Below are 17,057 nucleotides of genomic sequence, written 5' to 3'. Positions count from 1 at the left end.
CCCGTCCCTCCGATTTCGTGGGGGTGGCGCCATGATGACGGCTTTACTCACGCTGGCGCTGGGCCTCGTGCTCATCGGATTGATCATCGTTGCCAACGGTTACTTCGTGGCGCAGGAGTTCGCCTTCATGTCCGTTGATCGGACGCAGTTGCGCGCACTGGCGCAGCAAGGCGATGAGAAGGCGCAGGCTGCTCTCACAGTCACCAACCGGACGTCGTTCATGCTGTCCGGTGCGCAGCTGGGCATTACTGTTACTGGCCTCATGGTGGGTTTCATCGCTGAGCCGCTGGTGGGCGAGTCCTTGGGCACGCTGTTTGGTGGGGTGGGGGTGCCGATGGCGGTGTCCGTCACCGTCGGGACTGTCCTGGCGCTGGCGGTATCCACGGTCGTGCAGATGATTTTCGGCGAGCTTTTCCCGAAGAATTACACCATCGCCGCTCCCGTGAAGTCCTCGCGGGCCCTGGCCGGTTCCACCAACATTTACCTGCTGTTGTTCGGCTGGCTCATTAAGTTTTTCGATGTCGCCTCCAACGCGCTGCTTCGCCTGCTGCGCATCGAGCCGGTCGAGGATGTTGATTCCACGGCTACAGCGGAGGACTTGGAACACATTGTTTCTACCTCCCGCGAGACGGGTGATCTCCCCGATGACACGTTCCTCGTGTTGGATCGGCTCCTCGATTTCCCCGGTCATGATGTTGAGCACGCCATGGTCCCCCGCTCGCGCACCGATGTCGTGAGCCCGTCGACGACGATCGGCGAGGTCCGCGCCCTCATGGCCGCCGCCCACACCCGCTACCCCGTCATCGATGATGAGCACAATCCGGTCGGCATCGTCGAGCTTCTCGATGTCCTGGCCACCGATCTCCCCGCCGCCACCCCCGTCACGCAGCTCATGCGCGAGCCGATCGTCGTGCCCGAGCTGATGTCCCTGCCCGATGCGGTGGTTGAGTTGGCGAATAGCCGCCAGAAGCTGGCCTGCGTTATCGATGAGTATGGCGGTTTCGTCGGCATCATCACCGTCGAGGACCTGGCAGAGGAGATTCTCGGCGGGGTCACCGATGAGCATGACCTCAACGGCTCTGAGGACATCACCGCCACGGATGAGGCCGAGTGGCTCGTCGATGGCGATACTCCGCTCGATGAGATCGAACGCGCCATTGGCCACGACCTGCCGCAGGGCGATTTCGAGACTATCTCTGGGCTGCTGATTTCCCACACGGGCGGCCTCGTCGAGGAGGGCGAGGTGCATGAGATCCAGCTCGACGCCGAGCCCGCCGATTTCCTGGAGGGCGATGATGCCCCCGTCCGCATCCTCCGGCTAACAGTCGAAGAGGTTGATCGCCACGTGCCTTCCGAAGTCCGCCTGGAACTGATCGCGGAGGACCCGACCTCATGAGTTGGTATGTTGCCCTTCCCGTCACCCTCGCCGTGCTGCTGGCGTCGATCTTTTTCGTTGTCATTGAGTTTTCCCTGCTTGCCGCCCGCCGCAACCGTCTCGAAGAGACGGCGGCCACCTCGGCGTCGTCACGCGCTGCCTTGCGTAGTCTCAACGAATTGACCCTCATGCTCGCCGGAGCACAGCTCGGCATTACTGCGGCGACGTTTGCCCTCGGCGCGATCACCAAAACCGTGGGTGCATCACCTGCTCTCGCCCACGCTTGGTGGCACCCTCGCCTTCATCCTCGCGCTATTCATCGTCACCTTCCTTCACCTCGTCGTCGGCGAGATGGCGCCGAAATCCTGGGCCATCGCCCACCCGGAATCGGCACTGCGCCTCATCGCCCTCCCGGCGCGCGTGTTCATCACGATCTTTCGGCCCCTCCTCAGCTGGATAAACCTGGTGGCCAATCGCCTCGTCGCTCGGGCCGGTGAAGTCCCCGTCGAGCGCGCCGCCGCGAAGGGCTACGATGCGGATACCCTCCGACACCTAGTCGAGCATTCCCGCAGCACTGGCACCCTCGATGCGGAGTCCGCCAGCCAGATCGATGGTGTCATCGCCCTCGAGTTCGCCACGGTCGGCGACACCGTCACCCATCGCGAGCTCCTGCCGGCCACCGCGACGGTCGCCGATGTGCAGGCCCGCGCCCGCCAGCTGGGCAATCTGCGAGTGCTTATCGACGCCCCCGTACCCGACCATCCCCCACACCTCATCCATGTGCGCGACACCCTCCTCGCCGGTGCTAACGCACCGGCGAGCGACTATTCCCGTCCGGCACTTACCCTGCCGCAGTCCACCACCATGTCGGAGGCACTGAACCGGATGCGGGCGAGCAACGAGCAGGTTGCCATCGTCGAACCTGTGGACGGGCCAGTCGTCGGGGTGGTCACCTGGGATGACATCCTCGATCGACTCTGGGGCGAACTGAAGTTACCCCCGATGCCGTGATCTGACGCATCACCGCCTATCTTAACTGGTAATCGCTTTCATTTAGATAGGAGTCCCGTGCGTCGCTTCTTCCTCGCCACCCTCGCCTTCATCCTCACGGCCCTCATGACCATCCCCGCCCACGCCGCCGATCCCATCATCGACCCAGTCACCGGCAAGCAGCTCGTCTTCCACGACCACGTCGACACCGCCCACATCATGTGGGACGACCAGGCCAACACCTTCGACATCGGCGTCGGCATCGGATCCACCGTCCACCCCGCCGAGCCCTACGCCATGCGGCTCGGCCCCGACGCCGACCGCACTGGCCGCGAAGTATCCCGCATCCGACTCCCGGAAAACGGCATGCTCAACTTCCTCGGCTCCCCCGGCGACGTCCTATGGAACGCCCCCGCCCGCTACAGCGCAGGCTGGCCGCCCCTGTGGGCCGGGCTGGGCACCAGCTCCGACATCCCCCAGCACATCAATCCCCGCTCCATCGAACTCAACCTTGTCGACGTCGAAGGCCCCGACCGCGTTGTCATCTGGATCGGCGATGCCAACGGTGCCTCCCCCGTCATGGATTCCGCCTCCGCGACCGAGCGCTCCATCCGCATGCCACCCGGCGCCCACACCCACATCAACTGGACCTTCTTTCAGCCCGGGCGCTACAACCTGACCTGGCAGGCCACCGCCGTCACCAACGACGGCCAGCCCATCACCGGCCGCAAGGTATCAGTCCCCTGGCTCGTCGGCCACGACACCGACCTCGGCCTCCCCGCCGGCACCACCCCCGCCAACGAGATCAAGATACCAGCCGAAACCGTTCCCGCCACCGCCACCGCTGCGCCCGCCCCTACCGCAACCGCCTCCCCTGACACCGGTTCCGCCACCCCACCATCCGCCGAACACGCCATCTGCCTAGCCCCAGGCCACATCGACTTCGCCACCACTCTCGACGACGGCCACATCCGCTCCCACCTCCACGACACCACCGACCCCCGCAATCCTCGCGACATCCGCAACTACCGCGCCATCATCCCCGTCCCCGACTCCACCAAGTTCACCCTCCCCGATTCCCCCAACTTCAACGCCCTCCGCGTCGCCGGCCCTCCCGGCACCACCCTGTGGACCCTCCCCCAAATTCAACAAGAAGACCTCGTTTGGCCCGGCTTCAGCACCGAAAGCTTCGACTACAGCAAAGCTAAAGACGGGGTCACTACCTCGATCGATTCCGTCGACGGCCCCGGTCGCTTCCTCGCCTGGCAATCCGATCCCATCGACGGCGCCCGCGTGCTCCTCGACTCAGGCGACCCCGTCCCCGTCATCACCACCGTCGAACGCACCCACATGCACACCGCCATGAGCTTCACCGCCCCCGGCTTGTACTACGTCGACTTCAACAACCGGACCACCTTCACCAACGGCGACTCCGACTACGCCTACACCGGCGCCTACTTCGCCGTGGGTGACACGACGATCAGCTCCGTGTGCCCCCAGCTGGCCCCGCCAACCACCACGCCTGAAACTACGACGCCCGTGACCACGTCGCCCGAACCCACCCCGGAAAAGCCTGCGGGATCATCCACAGGAGTCAACCTGCTCCAGTACCTGCCGCAGTTTGTCTTCGGCATCGTCGGGCTGGCTACCTTGATCTACGCCCTGTTCGGCTGATGGTGTGGCGGGCAACGGGCCAGCGACCGCGCCTCAAACCGCCACCAAGGGCGAAGCTAGATCGTCGCACGCTTCTTATGCAATGACACCATGAGCGCTTGGCACAACACTACCGTTTTCGGTATAGTTGTGCCATGGCTACCGAGGTGAAGTACCGGGATGTGGTGCGCGAGATTGCGTTCGACCACTATGGCTACGTCACCACCCGGCAGGCAGCTGAGGTTGGAGTGCCTGCAGTTGAACTGCCCAAGCTCGCCGCACGTGGCGGCCTGGAAAATGTGGCTTACGGACTCTATCGCGTGCCAGACATCCCGCCCACACCATTCGATCAATTCGCAGAGGCACTATTGCGGGCTGGCGAGGGCGCGTACCTGCACGGAGAGTCGGTACTGGCTTTGTTCGGTCTTGCCGATGTAAACCCCAGGCGGGTCAAGGTCGCCGTCGGTCGTCGTACTCGTGCCGCGCTGCCAGCGTTCATGGAACTGACGCAAAAGAAGGAACAAGAGCGCACGACCTTCTATGAGGGGCTGAGAGCACAGCCGGTCGCTGACGCCATCCTCGATTGCCGTGGCCGCATCGAGGCTGAACGGCTGCTGGACGCTGCCAAACAGGCACGTGGCGAAGGATTGCTGACTACCGCCGAGTGGCAGCGAGTAAGAAATGGGCTGCGATCATGAACTACGACAGCGCGCCCACGAACGTGCGCTCCCTGGAGCAACGTATCCGGAATCTAGAAGGCGACGATGGACTGGCTTTGCGGCGCCGAACCGCGATGGCGTTAGTAGTGGCCAGTCAGATGCTGCCTGAAGGCGCGATTAAGGGAGGTAGTTCGATGGCGCTGCGCTATGGGCTCCTCACACGGTTCACCCGTGACCTCGATGCCGCACGAATCCAGCCTCTGGATCGATTCCGCAGTGACTTCGAGGAATCCCTGGCCGCAGGCTGGGCAGGCTTTACCGGAAGGCTGGTTGAGAAAGCTGCGCCTAACCCACGGGCGGTACCCACTGCGTACGTCATGAAACCATTCGAAGTTAAGCTTGACTATCGAGGCAAGTCGTGGTGCACGGTAGTTTTCGAACTGGGACACAACGAGCTCGGCGACGCCGACGAACCCGAGTACCGACTCGCCGTTGACCTTGTTCAGCTTTTCACGGAGGTCGGACTCGAAGCACCCCAGCCCGTGCCGGTCATGCGAGCGGACCATCAGGTCGCTCAGAAGCTGCACGCCGTCTCCAGCGTTGGGAGCGAACGGGCGCGTGATCTGGTCGACCTCCAACTCCTTGACAGCGGTGAAGACCTCGACTTCGGACAGATGGCCGCCACATGCATCCAGCTCTTCAAATACCGCCGCCAACAGACGTGGCCACCCGTAATCGCTTCCGCTGACCAATGGGACACGCTTTACGTTGAAGCCGCCGAAGGACTCGACGTCCTACCCACCGTGAAAGAAGCAGTGACCTGGACCAACGAGTTCGTTCGACGTATCGCCGCAGCGACGATCTAGTCCAGGACGTTCTTAGGTCGCCGTCAGGTTGTGCGAGTGGCGATGACGGAAGAAGGTGAACCCGAGTGAGCAGAAGGCACCTTCGTCGATCCGCTGACTGGTTAGAGAGGACCGCATGAGTGCTCCCATCGATCTGACCTATCCCTTCAATGGCCACTGGCTCGTGCAGAATAGCCCCGCGAATCGGGTCCCCAGCCACGGCACGCACGCCTATGCCACGGCTTACGCCATCGACTTCGTGCCCGTCACCGATTCCGGCCGCACAGCGCCGATCACGCCGAGTTCCTTCGTCCGTCCGGAGCCCGCCGACAGATTTCCCGGCTTCGGCCGCCCGGTCGTGGCCCCAGTCGATGGCGTCGTTTTGTCAATTCACGACAGCGAGCCCGACCATCCGACCTATCGCGGATTGCCCTCTATCTGGTACGCCCTGACGCAGCGCCGCCGAGCGATGGAGGGATGGGTTGCGCTCGCCGGGAATCATCTACTGATCGACAGTGGCGGCATTATCGTCGCTCTTTGCCACTTGCAGCAGGACAGTATCGAAGTTGAACCCGGCCGCCAAGTGCAGGCCGGAGACGCGATTGCTCGCTGTGGCAACTCCGGAAACAGCACCGAGCCCCACCTCCACATCCAAGCGATCGACGATCCCGACATCACACGCGCTAACGCCGTTCGTATGACCTTCAACGGTTCCCTGCCCACCAACGGTGAGGTCGTCTCCGCGTAGGGGTCTGACCGAAAAATTGGTGCCCCCAGTCGGACTCGAACCGACACTGTGCCGATTTTAAGTCGGCTGCCTCTGCCAATTGGGCTATGGGGGCTTCGCTGCAAGCAAGAAATTAGTTTAGTCGACGCCACCTAGGGGCCCCGCCATGAGGCGGGGGTCTACCTATAGTTGGGCGGCGAGTCCGGCGACGATGCCGTCGAGAATGTCTTTTTCGCTGATGACAAAGCTGTCGGCGGACGTTTCGGCGAGGGCCATGTCAATGATGCCTTCGACGACAATGCTGCCGCCGCCGAGAACGTCGGCGCGCCCGGGGTGGATGACGGGGTTGAGAGCGCGGGTGTCGGCGGACTGTTCGACCATTTGCTGGATGAGGACGCGGAGGGCGTCGAAACGCAAGACCGAGGAGTGGATCTCGGTCGGATCGTATTTTTCCAGGCCCTGGGCCAGTGCGGACAACGTGGTGAAGGTGCCCGCGACGCCGACGAAGGTCTTCGTTTGGGCGATGGGGACGATTTTGACTACGTCGGCAAGCCTTTCGGCGACGTAATCGCGGGCGATCTCGACCTCGGTCTCGGTGGGCGGGTCGGCGCGCAGGATGCGCTCGGTGAGGCGCACGCAGCCCATTTGAGCGGAGTGTGTGCCCAGGATCTCCCCGTCTGCGGTGCCGACGATGAATTCGGTGGATCCGCCGCCTAAGTCGATGACGCAGAATGGTCCCTGGTCGGCGGGTAGGTCGGCGATTGCGCCGTTGAAGGAGAGCCGCGCCTCCTCCTCCCCGCTGATCACTTCGGCGCGGGCCCCGGGCGTGATCCGCCCGAGCAAGGAACCGGTCATCCGGAAAAAGTCCTCGCGGTTGGAGGCGTCCCGGGTGGCCGAGGTCGCCACCATGCGGACGGCTTTAACCTCCTCGAACTCCATGATGTCGACGTAGCGTTCCAACGCGACGCGGGTGCGTTCGATGGCAGCCGGGTCGAGCTCACCGGTGGCGTCGACACCCTGCCCGAGGCGGACGATCTCCATCGTGCGGGTGATCTCGGTGACTTCGCCGCCGTGGATGTCGCAAATGAGCAGGCGGATCGAGTTCGTGCCGCAGTCGACGGCCGCGACCCGCGTCACTGGGCAGCCTCGTCGAACTGGTCAGCAGCAAAACCCAGCTGCTCGCAGGTCGGCCAGTCAGCGGGGATCGCCGTCCCTCTCAGCCCACGGTCAGCGGCGAGGGCGACGGCCTCGGTGCCAAAGCGCACCCGTTCCGGCCCCTCCGCCAGCGCATAGGCAATGAGGACATGCAGGCACTTGACGCGCTCCGGCATCCCGCCGCCGGAGAACGCCGTCCCCAGGTCCTCCATCGCGTTGCGAGTCTCCAGGTAGTGCTCGTGGGCGGCCCGGTAGTCCGCCTGCAGGTCCGCATCCTCAGCCAACCGCGCCTCCATCCACTTCATTACCTGCGCCACCTCCAGGCGCGAAGCCTCCGCCGTCAGGCGCGGGTCAGTCAAGTAATACAGAGTAGGAAAAGGGGTGCCATCAGGCAGTTTCGGGGCAGTCTTCACCACACCCGGCGTCCCGTCCGGGCTCCGGTAGGCAATGTCCACCACACCGCGGGGTTCCCGTCCCAACTGCTTTGCGACGGCCGCGAGATCTGCTTCGTTCACACTCATGGCGATCATTCTTCCACGAGGACCCCTCCGGGGTCGTCTGCGGGCGGCGTAGCCACCGAGTCCCACAAGGTCACATACCAAGTACGGTCGGCTTCCAACTCCTCGTGGGAGGTGGTGACGGTGTGCTCCTGATCCATGCGGGGATCAATAATCCGGAAGGCGGTCTCCCCCGGCTCGATGAGACCAAGCCGGGTACGGGCCTGCTCCTTGATATACGCCTCGTCCTGGTACTTATCGATCTCCGCGAGCAACTCGTCCTTCTCCCGCTGCTTCGCTGCAATCGACTCATTGAGGCGAGCAATCTCCGAGCGCCCTTGATAATAATTACGCAGAGGCACGGCAATGGTGATGAGAATGAGGATCGTGACCACCACCAACACCGCGATCTCCGCCATATTGAGGCGCACCTTGGGCAGGCGGGGACGCCGCCGCGGGCGGTCCGCGGAATCGCGAGAAACCACCGGCACCGTGTGCCGACTGCGATTCCTGCTCTGCTCTGCCATAAGACCTCTGATTCTAGAGACACGACAGCGCCCCCGGGGTTTCCCCGGGGGCGCGTGTCGTTGTTAGTTACTTCTTGAAGCGGGGGAACGCGGAGGCGCCGGCGTAGACCGCGGCGTCGCCAAGCTGCTGCTCAATGCGCAGCAACTGGTTGTACTTGGCCACGCGCTCGGAGCGGGCCGGAGCACCGGTCTTGATCTGACCACAGTTAAGGGCCACAGCCAGGTCGGCGATCGTGGTGTCCTCAGTCTCACCGGAACGGTGGGACATCATGGTGCGGTAGCCATTGCGGTGAGCAAGCTCCACGGCGTCGAAAGTCTCGGTGAGGGTACCAATCTGGTTCACCTTGACCAGCAGAGCGTTGGCAGCATGCTTATCGATGCCTTCCTGCAGACGTGCCGGGTTGGTGACGAAGAAGTCATCGCCCACGATCTGCACCTTGTCGCCGATAGCGGCGGTCAGGGAAACGTAGCCCTCCCAGTCATCCTCATCCAGCGGATCCTCGATGGAAACGATCGGGTACTCCTCGATGAGATCGGCGTAAACCTTCGCCATCTCCTCGGAGGTGTGCTCGCCACCCTCGAAGTGGTACTTGCCATCCTTGAAGAACTCAGAGGAAGCAACGTCCAGAGCCAGGGCCACATCCTCGCCCGGGGTGAAGCCAGCCTTCTTGATGGCCTCCACGATGAGGTCCAGAGCAGCCTTCGTGGACTCGACGGAAGGAGCGAAGCCACCCTCATCGCCGAGGCCCGTGGACAGGCCCTTCTCCTTGATGACGGACTTCAGGGTGTGGTACACCTCAGCGCCGACGCGCAGAGCCTCAGCGAAGGTCTCCGCACCGATCGGGGCAATCATGAACTCCTGGACATCCACGCCGGAGTCAGCGTGAGCGCCACCATTGACAATGTTCATCATCGGCACCGGCAGCAGGTGAGCATTCGGGCCTCCAATGTAGCGGTAGAGGGGAAGTTCAGCGGAATCAGCAGCAGCCTTTGCAACAGCCATCGACACACCCAGGATCGCATTCGCACCCAGGCGAGACTTGTTCTCCGTGCCATCGAGGGTGATCATCGCCTGGTCGATGAGGCGCTGATCATCAGCCTCAAAGCCCGCGATCTCATCAGCGATCTCCTCGTTGACGAACTCCACGGCCTTGAGAACACCCTTGCCCTGGTAGCGGTCGCCGCCGTCACGCAGCTCGTGTGCCTCGTGCACACCGGTCGATGCGCCGGAAGGGACACCGGCGGTGCCTACTGAGCCATCGTCGAGAACGACGCCAGCCTCAACGGTCGGGTTACCACGGGAATCCATGATCTCTCGGGCGAAAACGTGAATGATGTCAGCCACTTGTGGCCTCCTGTATGCCATCTCGGGTATGAGTGTTGTTCAACGTTGCGCCGCCTCTGACGATCGGGGCACGCGCACGCACTCAATTGTTCCAGAAAATCACCCAAAAGGTCAGGAACGCGATTCACGCCACGATTTTTAGCGCGCAGGCTGCCCCAGCGCATAAGATGCCGCCGCATCCCGAACGTTGATCAGATACTCCTGAGACTGGTTATAGGCATAAATCGCATCGGTCCAACCCTGCGGCGTGCTGAGATCGCGACCACTCGAGCACAACAAGCTCGCCGCACCGAGAGCCGCATCATCAATCTGGTGCGGATCCGCCACCCCGTCACCATTGGCGTCACGCCCGTATCGCCTCCACGACTCCGGAATGAACTGCATCGGGCCAACCGCCCGATCAAACTCCGTGTCGCCGTCCAGCAGACCCCCATCAGTATCTGGGATTTCCGCAAACCCAGGACTACCGTCCAGCGGAACGCCAATGATCTGAGGTTCCGCAAAACCCTGATCATTAATATGACTGCGCTCGAAATAGTTGCCGTTATAGGTACCGTGCCGAGTCTCCACCCACCCGATACCAGCGATCGTGTTCCACTTCAGGTTGCACGTCGGCCACGCCTCACGCGCAATCAGCTCCGCGTTGCCATAAGCCCGCAACGCAGCCGAAGGAATACTCGTCTGCTCCGACAAAGGATCTGCCCAAAAGGCAAGCTTGTCACTCGTACGGCCAGCGGCATGAACATCGATCGCGGGAACCTCCGCCCCCGCCGCCGGCGGCACATTATCCGGCACAGGCTGCAAACGCCGAGTCGGGCTCGACACATCCAGGAAGGACAACGCCCAGCCGACCAAAGAAATGACGAGAATGAGCGCGAGGATCACCCCGAGCCCACACCCCATCAACCGTCTGGCACCTGTACTCATGGCGTTCGATCCTACATGCCGAGCCTGGCGGTGAATTTTACCCCCATAACTACCCCTTTTACATCCCACTAGCCCCACTAGTCACATCAGTATCATAGGTTTATTGGGGTAACCACTCCCCCTACTAGGAAGACGCACCCCACATGAACATCTCCGCGCGCAAGACCCTCGCTACGATCGCCGCCTCGTCTATAGCCCTAGTCGGACTAGCACCAGCCGCCTCCGCCTTCTCCCTAGGTGACATCCTCACCGGAACCGGCCAAGCCGTCAACGCCCTCAGCTGCAAAGATCTCGACAACGTCCTTAACGCGGCCAAACTCAAAGACAGCAACACCACCCGCAACGGACTTGTTAAAAATATTTCTGGTCTCACCAAAGAAGCCGCAGGCAATAACATCATGCTCGCCCTTCTAGGTGGAAATACCGCCAGCAAGGTCGCCGACCGCGCCCTCGAGTGCAAACTCGTTAAAGAAGACCCCAAAGAGATCATCCCAGGAAGCTCCCAGGTCAACGACATCGTTGCCCAACTCTCTAGCTAGACGCAGGAGGTGCACCCGGGACTACTAGACGTCCCGGGTTTTGCTTTGCGCCTTGCCCACTTCCCAGAGGCGCTCCTGCTCCTCGATGGGCACTTGGGACGTCGTCCCATCGAATAAGTAGGGGGACCGGACTCGCAGCTTATCGACGAAACTCCCCGCCACATCCCCAAAATCAAACGCTCCCCGCCGCGATGCAATCTCCGCATGAAACAACACCTGGAGCAAAAGGTCACCGAGCTCTGAGAGTAAAGCCTGATCGTCGCCATCCTGCTCCCAATCGCCGACGGCTTCGGCGAACTCCTCCGCCTCCTCGGCCAGGTACGGCAGTAGCGAGCGATGCGTTTGGGAAGCCTCCCACTCCCCTACGGAGTAGGCGCGCGCCATCACCTCGACAGCCTCACCTACTGGGTCGACGCGCGAAGCTGCGGAGATCACAACATGGCCGGCCTTGACGAGCTTTTGCACCTGCGGATCCTGCTCGTTAGTACTCACGAGCACCCCCTCCGTCCCATCGACGAGGAGTGTATCGAAGTCCCAGCGCACACTGATCGGCACCTCGTCGGTGAAGGACACCGGGCCTGACAACCGGCCTACCGCTTGGAGCGGGATGAGGGTGGGCCAGCGGGCGTCGAGAAGCAGGACGGTCATGGAGACATCCTATGGCGAATTCAGCGGTCGGGCGGAACTGGGCCTAAAGTAAGTGGGTGACATTGAACCGAACGCACACCGTCACGGTGTGGACACTCGTTGCGCTCATCGTCGGCTCGACCGTCGGCTCGGGCATCTTCTCCTTGCCCCAAAACGCCGCCTCGGCTGCCGGACCCGGAGCCATGCTCATCGGCTGGCTCATCTCGGGCGTGGGAATGCTGTCTATTGCCTTCGTCTTCCAAGTACTGGCCACGCGAAAGCCCCACCTCGACTCTGGCGTCTACTCTTACGTCCGCGCTGGGCTGGGAGACTACATCGGTTTCACTTCGGGATGGGGCTACTGGCTCGGCTCGGTCATCGCGCAGGTGGGCTATGCAACATTGTTCTTCGGTACGCTCGGCCACTACATTCCGTTCTTCAGCGCCGACAACCGCATTGTGACGGCCGTATCTGTGTCAGCAATGACGTGGATCATTTTCGCCATCCTTTCCCGTGGCATCAAGCAAGCCGCATTCATGAACGCCGTGACGACGGTAGCCAAACTTCTCCCCATCGCCGCCTTCATTATCCTCGTCGCATTCCTCGGCTTCAGTTGGGATCGCTTCACCTGGGACTTCTGGGGCTCCCAGGGATCGACTGGCACCGTCTTCGAGCAGGTTCAGGGCGTGATGTTGTTCACGGTGTGGGTGTTCATCGGCGTCGAGGGAGCTTCTGTCTATTCCAAACAAGCACGCTCGCGCAGCGACGTCGGACGGGCCACCATTCTCGGCTTCCTCACCGTCCTAGTTCTTTTGGTCACCGTCTCCACCCTTTCCTACGGCGTCCTCACCCAAGAAGAACTGGCGGCCTTGCCTGACAACTCGATGGCCGCTGTCCTCGAAGCGGTCGTTGGCCCCTGGGGTGGGGCACTCATCTCGCTCGGCCTGTGCCTGTCCGTGCTCGGGGCCTATGTGTCATGGCAGATGCTGTGCGCGGAGCCAATCGTCCTCATGGCTGTCGATGGGCTCCTCCCCCAACGTCTAGGGGCGACGAATATCGCGGGTGCGCCCTGGGCAGCGCAGCTCGTCTCCAGCGCGGTCATCCAGGTGACGATCATCATTTTCTTCCTCAACGAGACCGCATACATTTCCATGGTCCAGCTGGCCACGGTCCTCTACCTGGTCCCCTACCTGTTCTCCTCGCTGTACCTAGTGCTGTTGACAGTGCGCGGCCGCGGCATCACGCACCCGCATGCTGGCACGCGTTTCGACGACTCCGGTCCCGACGTCTCCCCCCTAGATAATCGACGGCACCGCGCCCTGGCAGTAGTCGCGCTCCTCTACTCGTGCTGGCTGATCTACGCCGCCGATCTGACGTTCCTATTGTTCGGCGCCCTCGCAGTCGTTCCAGGTTTGGTCCCCTACGTATGGACGCGGCGAAAGGCTGGCGAGCGCGCTTTCAACTCCTTTGAGTGGTGCGTCGTCGCCGTAATCCTTGCGGCCGCGGCCTATGCGGTGTGGGGCCTGATCCAGGGCACATTGAGCCTCTAGATCAGGGCCATCGCCGAGAGGTTGCGGATCGGGTGTCGGTTGTTTTCTGGCGCTCGCCCGTCTGGTGGGTGGAAGATCACGCCGCCGGCTTCTCGTTCTAGCCGTCCATTGCGGGGTGGGGCGTTGGGGTCGTCGTCGTTGCGGGCGTTATGGACTCGGCATGCCATGGTGAGGTTGTCTAGGTTTGTTTCTCCGCCTTGCTTCCAGGCTGTGAGGTGGTGGGCTTGGCATTCTTCGGCGGAGGTGGTGCAGCCGGGTTGTGGGCAGAGGATGGTTTCGGCGGCGAGAAGTAGGCGTTGTTTGTCGTTGGCGAGTCGGCGGGATCGGTAGAGGTTGACGGGTCCTTCGACGGGGTCGTAGATGCCAACGAGGTGGTGGTCGGCCATCTGTGTGCGCACGAGTTCGGCTCCGGTGATGGTGGTGCCGTCGGTAATGGCAAAGATGGTGTCGTCGGCTTCGTGGCGTTGGAGTGCGGCCCAGTCGGGCAGGCCGATGACGACGAGAGGCGTCAAACTACGCGACATGGGTTCTTCCCCTCGTGCCCCGTTGACGTGGGAGAGGAAAGCGTCAGCCATGGCTTGTTCGTAGCTGAGCATGGGTTGGTCGTTGCGGAGCCGACTGGCGGTGGTGCGCAGGTGCGACAGGGTTGTCGACATGAGGCGTTCGGGCAGGGTCACCGTGATGGTGCGGAGCCCTTGGGCGTCGGTGTTTTTGCCGCCTTTGAGCGAGCGTCTGCCGAAGGCTTTCTTCTCAGCGTCGGCGACGGCTCGGTTGATGTCACGCACGCGGGCGGCGGCTTGTCGGTCGATGTCTTCGACGGTGCCAGTGAGGCCGCACAGTTCGGCGCGGAGTTCCCATTCGCTTAAGGGGGCGTCTTTGAGCAGCTTGCGGGAGTGCTTATCGACGACCAGCAGGGCATCAATCGACAATCGTCCCGCCTGGGCGGCCCTCACTGCCTCCGACTGCAGTCGACGCTCGCGGACGGGCCCGAAGAAAGTCTGGGCGAGTCGGGCCCATTTCCCGGAAGTGGCGGCGGAGTGTCCGAGTTCGATGAGGCGCTGGCGGCTGAGGCGGCCGGTCGAGATGGTCTCTAGTATCTCGATGCCCCTGCCTTCCAGTGCTTCCAAAGCGCTCAGGATGTCCATGTCTTGGAGGCTAGGGGAAGGAGGTGGGGACGTCGATAAGCAGGGACGCCAGCCTGTGGATAGCCGCAACCTATCCACAGTTTCGCGGGTTCTGAGCGGTTAGGGCTTGCGCAACGTCAGGATGAGTGGTCCATGGGACGGGCAGCCGGTGGCGCAGGATACACAGGATCCGCCGGGACAGCTGGCCAGGATTTCGGTGTCAAGTTCGCCCGTGCGGGTGAGGTGTTCGAGGATGGCGTCGACGGTGGCGGGGTGCAGGCCCGTCTGCTTGGCGATGAGCACCCGGCCCAACACCCCCTCGGCGAGGGCCTGACGGACCGCGGCGAGCGGGCTCACAGTCCCACCAGCTTGAGCAGTTGGAAGGCACCGGTGGCGAGCAACCACGCGAAGACGAGTTGGACGCCGAAACCGAATAGCGTCCAGCGCCAGCCGATTTCTCGTTTTTGGGCGGCGATCGTCGCCACGCAGGGGGTGTAGCAGAGCATGAACAGCATGTACGCCCAGACGGCGGCGTGGGCATGTCCACCGGAGGCTTCCCCGAAGTCGCGTGCGACCTCGCGGGCAAGGGGGCTGGCGGCTTGCTCCTCGGCGGACTCGTCGGTGACGTCGTCTACGGCGTAGGTCTGGGCCCACGTCGAGATGACGGCCTCCTTGGCCACGAAGCCGGTGAGCAGCGGCCCGGTCAGGGACCAGGAGCCGAACCCGGCGGGTTCGAAGACGGGGGCGATGGCGTGGCTGACTACGCCGTAGGCGGATTCTGCGGGCGCGGGCGCCTCTCCCGGGGCCGGGGTTGAGCCACCTACGGGGATAGACAGCAGGAGCCAGACCACGATGACGGTAGCGACGATGATGGTGGCGGCGTCCTTGAGGAAGCCGCGCACACGAACCCAGACGACGGTGGCAGCGAGGCGCGGGGTGGGCCATTGGTAGGTGGGCAGGTCGATGAGCAGGGGCTCGGAGGGCATCGTGCGCCAGAGGGTGTGGCGGAGGAGTAGTCCAGTGAGGACGACGAGGGCGATGGAGATGACGTACATCGTGAAAACGACGGTGCCGGCGTTGTTCGGGAAGAACACTGTCCCGAGCATGAGAAAAACCACGAGGCGGGCGGAGCAGGAGGTGAAGGGGATGAGCAGGGAGGTGAGGATGCGTTGGCGTGGTGAGCTCAGCGTGCGGGTGGCGGAGATGGCGGGGACGTTGCAGCCGAAGCCGATGACGATGGGGATGAAGGCTTTGCCGGGCAGGCCGATGGATCGCATGACTCGATCCGTGACGACGGCCGCGCGGGCCATGTATCCGGAGTCCTCGAGGATGGCCATGCATAAAAACATCAGCGCCATGAGTGGCAGGAAGCTGGCGACCATACCGACGCCGGAGATCAGCCCGTCGACGATGAGGCCGGTGACTAGCCAGTGGTCGATGCGGAGAAAGGTGAGGCCGGCGCGGGCGGCGTCGGCAGTTGGCCCGGTGAGCAGCCATTCGGCCCACCCCTGCAGCGGCGCGGCGAGGTAGATGGTGATTTCGAAGACGGCCCACATGACGGCGAGGAAGGCGATCGGCCCCCACACGGGGTGGAGGGCGACGCGGTCGATGCGTTCGGTCCAATTGGTGTGGACACCCTCGATGGTCGAAGTGGCGGCGTTAGCGGCGGCGTCGATAAACGCGAAGCGCTCCTCCTCGTCGAAGTGGCGAGGGTGGTGGTGCTGGTGTGCTGAGAGGACGTCGTCGAGTTCCCTTAGCCCCTGGCGGGAGCGGCCATTGACCACGACGACGGGGACGCCGAGTTGATCGGCGAGGGCCTCGGCGTGGACCTCCTCACCTTGGGTGCGGGCGATGTCGGTCTTCGTCAAGGCAACGATGACGCGGTGGTCCTGCTCCAGGGCTTGAGTCACCAGGTAGAGGCTGCGGCCGAGGGCGGTCGCGTCGACGGCGACGATGATGGCAGCGGGACGCTCCGCTGGCGGGGCGTCGACAAGCATGGTGCGGGTCAGTGCCTCGTCGGGGCTGAGCGGGTTGAGTGAGTAGGTGCCGGGGAAGTCGATGAGTTCGCGGCCCCTACCCCAGGCGCCGCGGCTGACGGCGACGGAGGTGCCGGGCCAGTTTCCGGTGCGCACGCGCGAACCGGTGAGCGCATTGAAGAGGGTGGACTTGCCGGAGTTTTGGGCACCAATGAGCGCAACCACGGCTGCACCCTCCTCGGCGGGCCGAGGGGCAGGCCCGCAGTGGCTGCAGGTGTTGACTTCGGTCATGACAACAACCCGTCGAGGGTGCGCCGATCGAAGGCGTAGCGGACGCTACCTACGGAGACCACCCGGCCACCGCCCGCGGTGGCCTGCCCGAGGCGAATCGTCGTACCGGGGCGCAGGCCGAGCTCCTGGAAACGTTGGCGGAGTTCGGTGGGTGTGGCGGCGGCGTCGCCAAGCACGATTTCGGTGTCCATGTCGATCCTCTGGTCAGGGTAGCTTCACCTAATGTTTTACTCCCCACCTAAGGCCATCG

17 protein-coding genes, 1 tRNA gene and 1 pseudogene are annotated in these 17,057 nt (G+C 63.1%); 8 read left to right on the top strand and 11 right to left on the bottom strand.

The window, feature by feature from the left end:
- Positions 1-31 precede the first annotated feature (31 nt).
- The 6 genes and pseudogenes from CATRI_RS04130 to CATRI_RS04105 all read left to right on the top strand — a co-directional run bounded on the left by CATRI_RS04130 (position 32) and on the right by CATRI_RS04105 (position 6,270).
- Positions 32-1,396: a hemolysin family protein gene (locus CATRI_RS04130; protein ID WP_290220017.1), complete on the top strand. Its 1,365-nt coding sequence runs from the start codon at positions 32-34 to the stop codon at positions 1,394-1,396.
- Positions 1,393-2,386: pseudogene (locus CATRI_RS04125) on the top strand (CNNM domain-containing protein). The gene CATRI_RS04130 and the pseudogene CATRI_RS04125 overlap by 4 nt, the downstream one beginning before the upstream one ends.
- A gap of 57 nt (positions 2,387-2,443) precedes the next feature.
- Positions 2,444-4,039 carry a choice-of-anchor M domain-containing protein gene (locus tag CATRI_RS04120; protein ID WP_290220016.1) on the top strand — a complete coding sequence of 532 codons (1,596 nt, stop codon included), beginning with the start codon at positions 2,444-2,446 and terminating at the stop codon, positions 4,037-4,039.
- 134 nt (positions 4,040-4,173) lie between these two features.
- Positions 4,174-4,716, top strand: coding sequence for a hypothetical protein (locus tag CATRI_RS04115; protein WP_290220014.1), 543 nt, complete (start codon positions 4,174-4,176; stop codon positions 4,714-4,716).
- Complete coding sequence (locus tag CATRI_RS04110) at positions 4,713-5,543, top strand: nucleotidyl transferase AbiEii/AbiGii toxin family protein (RefSeq protein ID WP_290220012.1); 831 nt, start codon at positions 4,713-4,715, stop codon at positions 5,541-5,543. The genes CATRI_RS04115 and CATRI_RS04110 overlap by 4 nt, the downstream gene beginning before the upstream one ends.
- 115 nt (positions 5,544-5,658) lie before the next feature.
- The gene (locus CATRI_RS04105; RefSeq protein ID WP_290220010.1) at positions 5,659-6,270 is read left to right on the top strand and encodes a M23 family metallopeptidase; all 612 of its coding nucleotides are present in this window, start codon (positions 5,659-5,661) and stop codon (positions 6,268-6,270) included.
- Between the two features lie 17 nt (positions 6,271-6,287).
- Here the strand turns inward: CATRI_RS04105 and CATRI_RS04100 are convergent.
- From CATRI_RS04100 to CATRI_RS04075, 6 genes are all read right to left on the bottom strand, one after another.
- Positions 6,288-6,364, bottom strand: a tRNA-Leu gene (locus CATRI_RS04100).
- A gap of 68 nt (positions 6,365-6,432) precedes the next feature.
- Positions 6,433-7,386 (bottom strand): Ppx/GppA phosphatase family protein, encoded by a 954-nt coding sequence (locus tag CATRI_RS04095; protein ID WP_290220008.1) that lies wholly within the window; start codon positions 7,384-7,386, stop codon positions 6,433-6,435.
- Entirely contained in the window at positions 7,383-7,925 is a 543-nt protein-coding gene (locus CATRI_RS04090) for a DUF501 domain-containing protein (protein ID WP_290220007.1), read from the bottom strand. Before CATRI_RS04090 ends, CATRI_RS04095 begins: the two co-directional genes overlap by 4 nt.
- A gap of 5 nt (positions 7,926-7,930) precedes the next feature.
- Positions 7,931-8,428, bottom strand: coding sequence for a septum formation initiator family protein (locus CATRI_RS04085; RefSeq protein WP_290220004.1), 498 nt, complete (start codon positions 8,426-8,428; stop codon positions 7,931-7,933).
- A 67-nt stretch (positions 8,429-8,495) separates the two neighbouring features.
- Positions 8,496-9,773, bottom strand: coding sequence for a phosphopyruvate hydratase (eno, locus tag CATRI_RS04080; RefSeq protein ID WP_290220002.1), 1,278 nt, complete (start codon positions 9,771-9,773; stop codon positions 8,496-8,498).
- A 138-nt stretch (positions 9,774-9,911) separates the two neighbouring features.
- Positions 9,912-10,700, bottom strand: coding sequence for a lytic transglycosylase domain-containing protein (locus CATRI_RS04075; protein WP_290220000.1), 789 nt, complete (start codon positions 10,698-10,700; stop codon positions 9,912-9,914).
- A gap of 143 nt (positions 10,701-10,843) precedes the next feature.
- Here CATRI_RS04075 and CATRI_RS04070 point away from each other — a divergent pair, with 143 nt between their 5' ends.
- Entirely contained in the window at positions 10,844-11,239 is a 396-nt protein-coding gene (locus CATRI_RS04070) for a hypothetical protein (RefSeq protein ID WP_290219998.1), read from the top strand.
- Between the two features lie 24 nt (positions 11,240-11,263).
- On the opposite strand, the gene CATRI_RS04065 is transcribed toward CATRI_RS04070, so the two are convergent.
- Complete coding sequence (locus tag CATRI_RS04065; protein ID WP_290219996.1) at positions 11,264-11,887, bottom strand: MazG nucleotide pyrophosphohydrolase domain-containing protein; 624 nt, start codon at positions 11,885-11,887, stop codon at positions 11,264-11,266.
- Positions 11,888-11,943: 56 nt separating this feature from the next.
- On the opposite strand from CATRI_RS04065, the gene CATRI_RS04060 reads away from it, so the two are divergent.
- Positions 11,944-13,416, top strand: coding sequence for an amino acid permease (locus tag CATRI_RS04060; RefSeq protein ID WP_290219994.1), 1,473 nt, complete (start codon positions 11,944-11,946; stop codon positions 13,414-13,416).
- Here the strand turns inward: CATRI_RS04060 and CATRI_RS04055 are convergent.
- The 4 genes from CATRI_RS04055 to CATRI_RS04040 all read right to left on the bottom strand — a co-directional run bounded on the left by CATRI_RS04055 (position 13,413) and on the right by CATRI_RS04040 (position 16,998).
- Entirely contained in the window at positions 13,413-14,561 is a 1,149-nt protein-coding gene (locus tag CATRI_RS04055; protein WP_290219991.1) for an HNH endonuclease signature motif containing protein, read from the bottom strand. The two genes, CATRI_RS04060 and CATRI_RS04055, sit on opposite strands and share 4 nt — an antisense overlap.
- Before the next feature lie 99 nt (positions 14,562-14,660).
- Positions 14,661-14,897 carry a FeoC-like transcriptional regulator gene (locus tag CATRI_RS04050; protein WP_290219988.1) on the bottom strand — a complete coding sequence of 79 codons (237 nt, stop codon included), beginning with the start codon at positions 14,895-14,897 and terminating at the stop codon, positions 14,661-14,663.
- On the bottom strand, positions 14,894-16,807 hold the full coding sequence (gene feoB, locus CATRI_RS04045; RefSeq protein WP_290219986.1) for a ferrous iron transport protein B: 1,914 nt from the start codon (positions 16,805-16,807) through the stop codon (positions 14,894-14,896). The genes CATRI_RS04050 and feoB overlap by 4 nt, the downstream gene beginning before the upstream one ends.
- A complete protein-coding gene (locus CATRI_RS04040; protein ID WP_290219983.1) occupies positions 16,804-16,998 on the bottom strand; it encodes a ferrous iron transport protein A in 195 nt (64 codons plus the stop codon). Before CATRI_RS04040 ends, feoB begins: the two co-directional genes overlap by 4 nt.
- Positions 16,999-17,057: the final 59 nt, after the last annotated feature.

The organism is Corynebacterium atrinae, assembly GCF_030408455.1.
Taxonomy (GTDB): domain Bacteria; phylum Actinomycetota; class Actinomycetes; order Mycobacteriales; family Mycobacteriaceae; genus Corynebacterium; species Corynebacterium atrinae.
Note: the sequence above shows the minus strand (reverse complement) of the source record. Positions and strands in the feature narration are given on the sequence as shown.